Below are 5,426 nucleotides of genomic sequence, written 5' to 3'. Positions count from 1 at the left end.
GCCGGAAGAACTTCTGCAGATCGCCGGCCAGCAGTGCCGGTTCTTCCATTGCCGGGAAGTGCCCGCCCGCGGCGAACTCGCTCCAGTGGCCGATCTGCTGCTGCGGGTCGAACAGGGGGCGGACCAGGTCGCTGGCGTTGAACACGGCGACGCCGCGCGGGGTGGCGCTGGGCGGGGCCCAGCCCATGGCCTTGAAGGCCTCCCACAGCGCATTGGCCGAAGCCGAGCCGCCGCCGCCGTACCAATAGAGGCTCACATTGGTGAGGAACTGGTCGATATCGACCGCCGCTTCGATGGTTGCCTTGTTCGGATTGGTCCAGGCCTCGAACTTTTCGGCGATCCAGGCGAGCTGGCCGATCGGCGAGTCGTTGAGCGCGTAGCCGAGCGTCTTGGGCCGCGTCGACTGGATGGCGATGTAGCCGTTGCGATCGGCGACCTTGGCCAACAGGGCGCCGGCGCGCTCTTTCTGCTCGGCGGTGAGCGTCGGGTTCTGCGAGAGGTCGCCGCCCATGAACGAGGCGACGGCGATGACGCTGTCGAGATCGGTTCCGAGATGGAGGCCAATGGCGCGGCCATTGGTCAGCACATCGAGCTGGGCCGCGACATCGGAGCCCATGTCGGTGCCGTGGATGGCGAAGCGATCGTAGCCGAACTGGTTGAGCAGTAGGGCGATGGCGGCCGCCGTCTTCTTGGCGGTCCAGCCGGGCTGGCGCGGAGCCGGGGAAAGGCCGAACCCGGGAGCGGTCGGGATAATGAGGTGGAAGGCGTCTTTGCCGTCCGCCGGGTTGGTCAGCGGCTCCACCAGCTTCAGGTATTCGATCCCCGAGCTCGGCCAGCCATGGCAGAGCACCAGCGGTGTGGCGTCGGCGTGTCTGGAGCGGATGTGGAAGGCGTGCACATGCTCGCCTTCGAACTCGAGCATCACCTGGTCGTAGCGGTTGAGCTCAGCCTCCTGCGCGCGCCAGTCGAAGGCGGCCCAGCGTTCGGCCAGCCGCCGGAGATAGCCGCCGGGGATGCCACGCTCCCAGGTGTCAGGGGCGACCTCAACCGGCCAGCGGGCGCTGCGCAGGCGATACTGCAGGTCGGCGATATCGGCGTCGGCGATGGCGAGCTTGAAGGGTTTGGCGGTGGTCATGGCGGTTTCTCCTCGGGCTGCGGAATTGGCGATTGCCGTGAGCGCCGGCACCAGGGCTGCGGCGACGGCGGACTTGATGAGGGAGCGACGGGTCAGGGGCATTTCGGGTCGTCCTCGCTGTTTTGGGCCGGTCTCTGCCGGCCCCAAAACAATGCACCGGCGCTGCTGACAGAGCCTGTCAGCAGCGCCGGTTGTCCGCCGTGATGTACGAGGTCAGGCGAGGGCGCGCGCCCGGCCGAGGCCGACCCATTGCAGGGCGGCGAGCGCCGCGACCGCCGCGGCCTGGGCGATGACGAAGGCCACGCCGAGCAGGGTCAGCGGAAAGGTGCCGGCGAGCAGCACGATGAGGCTGGCGACCACCCAGGCAGCATTGACGATGACGATCAGCATCGTGGCGCCACGCGGCGTCTCACGCTGCATCCCGACCCAGCCGACAAAGGCGGCGAAAGCGACGAGGAACAGGCCGAGCGGCAGGGTGGCGGTGGCCGGCAGGCCGGTGAGGTCGGCGAGGAGGCTCCCGCCCACGGCAAGCAGCGCGCCAGTGGCAACGGTCGCGGCAGCATCGGCAACGAGGGCAAAGCGGATGAGGTTCATTTCGGTTTCTCCGTCGGGGTTCGTTTGTTGACGGCGACACATTTCTACCTCCCGCTTCCTCGTCTCAACTAACGCAGAGGTAATTGAACCGGCGACGCGACCGGGTAGGGTCGGAGCCATGACCCACGCACAAGCCACGGCCTCCGACCGTTCCATCGGCGATTACATCCGCGACTGGCGACAGCACCGCCGCTTCAGCCAGCTCTCGCTGGCGCTGGAGATCGAGCTCAGCCAGAAGCACCTGAGCTTCATCGAAAGCGGGCGCTCGGTCCCCAGCCGCGAGGTGGTGCTGCGCATCGCCTCGGGGCTCGGGGTGCCGCTGCGCATCCGCAACCTGATGCTGCTGGCGGCCGGTTATGCGCCGGTCTATCCGGAGCGGCGGCTCGACCACCCGGATCTGGCGCCGGCACGTGCGGCGGTGGATCTGGTGCTCAAGGCATACGAGCCGTACCTCGCCATCGCCGTCGATCGCGGCTGGAACCTGGTGTCGGCGAACGCCGCGGCGGCGCCGTTCCTGGCCCAGGTCACCAATCCGGAGCTGCTGCAGGAGCCGATCAACGTGCTGCGGCTCAGCCTGCATCAGGACGGGCTGGGGCGGCTGATCGTCAATTACGACGAATGGGCCCGCGATATCCTGCGCCGGGTGGCGGCGCAGCTCGAAGCGAGTGGCGACCCGGCCATCGCCGAGCTCTTGGAAGAACTGCGCGAGATCTCCGGCATCGCGCCCGGTTATGAGGGGCGCGATGAGCATGGCGGGGTATTCGTGCCGATGAAGATGCGCTTCGGCGACGCGGTGGCGAGCTTCATCTCCACCACCACGGTGTTCGGTACGCCCACCGAGATCACGCTCAGTGAATTGGTGATCGAGGCGTTTTTGCCGGCGGACGCCGAGACGGCAGCGCTGCTGGCGGCGGTGGTGGGGTAGGGGCCAGCCCACGAGCCTCCAACTCGCACCGGCGTCATTCCCGCAAAGGCGGGAACCTAGTGGGATGCTGCACCACCAGCGGACGTTGAGAGATCGCACTGGGTCGACGCGATGCCGCTCACGTGCCGCGCCGCGCTGAGTATTCCGCCAGCACCAGGCCGGCGGCGACGAGGATTGCTGCGACGATGTGGAACAGCTGCAGCGCTTCGCCCAAGACGATCACCGAGCCGACAGTGCCGAACAGCGGGATCAGGTTGACGAACAGGCTGGCGCGGTTGGAGCCGATCAGCTCGACGCCGCGCACATAGAGCAGCTGCGAGATCACCGAGGGGAAGATCACCGTATAGGCGGCGATCAGCCAGCCCTGCAGATCGATGGCGGCGAGATTGGACGGCAGGTTCGCGGTGCCATTGCCCAGCGTTGCCTGGTAGCCGAACGAGGCGATGATGGCGCCGGTGCAGGTGGCGACGAGGAAGCTGGTCCAGTGGGTTTGCGGACGCCAGCGCAGGGCGATCGAATAGATGGCGTAGGCGAAGCAGGCGAGGATGACGAGCAGATCGCCGAGGTTCACCTCCAGCGTCAGGATGCGGGTCAGGTCGCCATGGGTGGCGATGATTGCAACGCCGAGAATGGTGATCACCACGCCCAGCAGTTGCAGGCCGCGCACCCGGGTCCGGAACAGTGCGAAGTTGAGGATGATGACGAAGATGTTGACTGCCACCTGCTCTAGCGAGGTGTTGACCCCCGAGGTGTAATAGGCGGCGACATAGACGAGGACATTGAAGGTGGCGAAGCCGACGGCGCCATAGAACAGATAGAGCCACCACTTGGCGCGGATCACTGGCCAGTCGCGCTTCAGCGGCCCGATGGCGAAGGGTAGTACCAGCAGCAATGCGCCGGTCCAGCGCAGGATCATCAGCGAGTGCGCGTCGATATGGCCGACGGCGAGCTTGCCAGCGACGACGTTGCCACCCCAGAACAGCGTGGTGAGGATGAGGATCAGATACGGGCGATCCATCAGGGCGTGGAACGCGCGGTTACCGGTCGCGGCAGAGGAGTTGGTCATCGGGGCCGTGTGGTTCGAGCATCGGCCGCCACCTCGAAAGATGGCGGCCGAAGAAGGCGCGAACATAGAGTGCTTCCAGGAAAAGTTGCAGGCTTTTCCTGTTCGGAAGCGCGACAAACAAGACGTGAGGCTTGGCGCGTCGCGCCAGCCCGTCAGGCTGCCGGCGGGATGTTCTGGTTGAGCCGGAACAGGTTTTCCGGATCGTACTTGGCCTTGATCTGGCGCAGCCGGTCCCAGGTCGAGCCGGGATAGGCGGCGCGGAGGCCCTCGCCGCCCTCGATGCCGAGGAAGTTGACGTAAGCGACGGCGTTTTTCTCGCTCACGCTGTCGACGGCGCCGGTCGCCCAGCGGTCGAAATGGGCGGTGACGTCGGCGCCGCCTTCATACATGGCGAGAAACGCCACCATGATCTTGCCCTGGCGATGCGCGAAGGCGGTGGCGTCGGTGGCGACACGCGAATAAGCGCCGCCGAGCACGCGGATCTGCCCCATCTTCATCGGCGACGGACAGGCCTCGAGCGCCGCCAACATCTTGGCCGCGGCCTCGACGCTGAACCGATCGACGAAGCGCGAGCGGCACGAGACCGCCGGGCGCATCTCTGGCGGTGGGTCCATGGCATACATGGCGGAGTAGGGCGCCGGGCCGACCAGATCGGCGATCGGCGTGGCGATGGCGCGGAACGGTGCCAGTGCTGCAGTCGCGGCGTCGGGCGTGCCGGAGAATGCCATCATGCCGATCAGCGCCAGCCTGCCGTGGAATTCTGCCCGGACGAACGGCACCGGCGGAATCGGCATGACCATGGCGATGGTCGAGAGCGCGTCGGGCGCTGCATCGGCCAGCTCGGCGAACTTCGCAATGTTCTCGGCCGTGGCCGGCAGCACGAGCGGTCCGCCGACGAAGGACGGCAGCGGGTTGAGCCTGAACTTCAGGCGGGTCACCACGCCGAAATTACCGCCGCCGCCGCGCAGTGCCCAGAACAGGTCCGGGTGGTGGTCGGCGTCTGCGACGAGGATGTCGCCGGCCGCCGTCACCAGTTCGGCCGCGAGCAGCGAGTCGATGGTGAGGCCGTGCTTGCGCACCATGTAGCCGATGCCACCGCCGAGCGTCAGGCCACCGATGCCGACAGTGCCGGAATCGCCGAAGCCGACAATCAGCCCGTGCTGCTCGACGGCGCGGGTGACGTCGCCGGAGCTAAGGCCGGTGCCGGCCCACACGGTGCTGGTCTCGCCGTCGATCTCGATGCCGTTGAGGTCGCGCAGGTCGATGACCAGGCCACCTTCGGTGCCGCTATGGCCGCCGACGCTGTGGCCGCCGCTGCGGACCGCCAGCTCGAGATCGGTGGCGCGGGCGAAGTTGATCACTGCCGCCACGTCCGCAACGTTGGCGACACGGATCACCGCCGCCGGGCGCCGGTCGAAATTGCCGAGGGCGACGCTGCGCACCTCGTCATAAGCCGCATCGCGGCGCGTTACGACGCGGCCGCGCAGGCTCGAGGCCAGCATGTCGATCTGGTCTTCGAGCGGAAAGCGTTTGTCCATTCCCTGAATTCTCGCTGAGGTTGCGTTGGAGAGCGCGGCCTCTAGGGGCGGCAGATTGAACGGCAAATGAATGCGGCGCTCAGCGCCGGATCAGGAATGGGTTGGGGAAGCCACCGGCTGTGCGGTGATCCTCCCCCGCGTGGCGGGGGAGGGGGACCGCCCGAAGGG

General features: G+C 67.1%; 5 protein-coding genes. 1 reads left to right on the top strand and 4 read right to left on the bottom strand.

Features of this window, described 5'->3' with window-relative positions:
• Together VW23_RS21795 and VW23_RS21790 are read right to left on the bottom strand one after the other, a co-directional pair.
• A partial coding sequence (locus VW23_RS21795; protein WP_141728442.1) for an epoxide hydrolase family protein occupies positions 1–1,237 on the bottom strand: 1,237 nt, incomplete at its 3' end.
• Between the two features lie 111 nt (positions 1,238–1,348).
• Positions 1,349–1,729 carry a hypothetical protein gene (locus VW23_RS21790; protein WP_069911600.1) on the bottom strand — a complete coding sequence of 127 codons (381 nt, stop codon included), beginning with the start codon at positions 1,727–1,729 and terminating at the stop codon, positions 1,349–1,351.
• 118 nt (positions 1,730–1,847) lie between these two features.
• Between VW23_RS21790 and VW23_RS21785 the strand changes: the two genes are divergently transcribed.
• A complete protein-coding gene (locus tag VW23_RS21785) occupies positions 1,848–2,654 on the top strand; it encodes a helix-turn-helix domain-containing protein (protein ID WP_069911599.1) in 807 nt (268 codons plus the stop codon).
• Between the two features lie 118 nt (positions 2,655–2,772).
• Here the strand turns inward: VW23_RS21785 and VW23_RS21780 are convergent, their stop codons facing one another.
• Entirely contained in the window at positions 2,773–3,720 is a 948-nt protein-coding gene (locus VW23_RS21780) for a DMT family transporter (protein WP_069911598.1), read from the bottom strand.
• Between the two features lie 152 nt (positions 3,721–3,872).
• On the bottom strand, positions 3,873–5,258 hold the full coding sequence (locus VW23_RS21775; RefSeq protein WP_069911597.1) for an FAD-binding oxidoreductase: 1,386 nt from the start codon (positions 5,256–5,258) through the stop codon (positions 3,873–3,875).
• Positions 5,259–5,426: the final 168 nt, after the last annotated feature.

Source organism: Devosia insulae DS-56, from assembly GCF_000970465.2.
Classification (GTDB): Bacteria; Pseudomonadota; Alphaproteobacteria; order Rhizobiales; family Devosiaceae; genus Devosia_A; species Devosia_A insulae.
The sequence above is the reverse complement of the archived record's forward strand: the minus strand, read 5'-3'. Positions and strand labels throughout refer to the sequence as shown.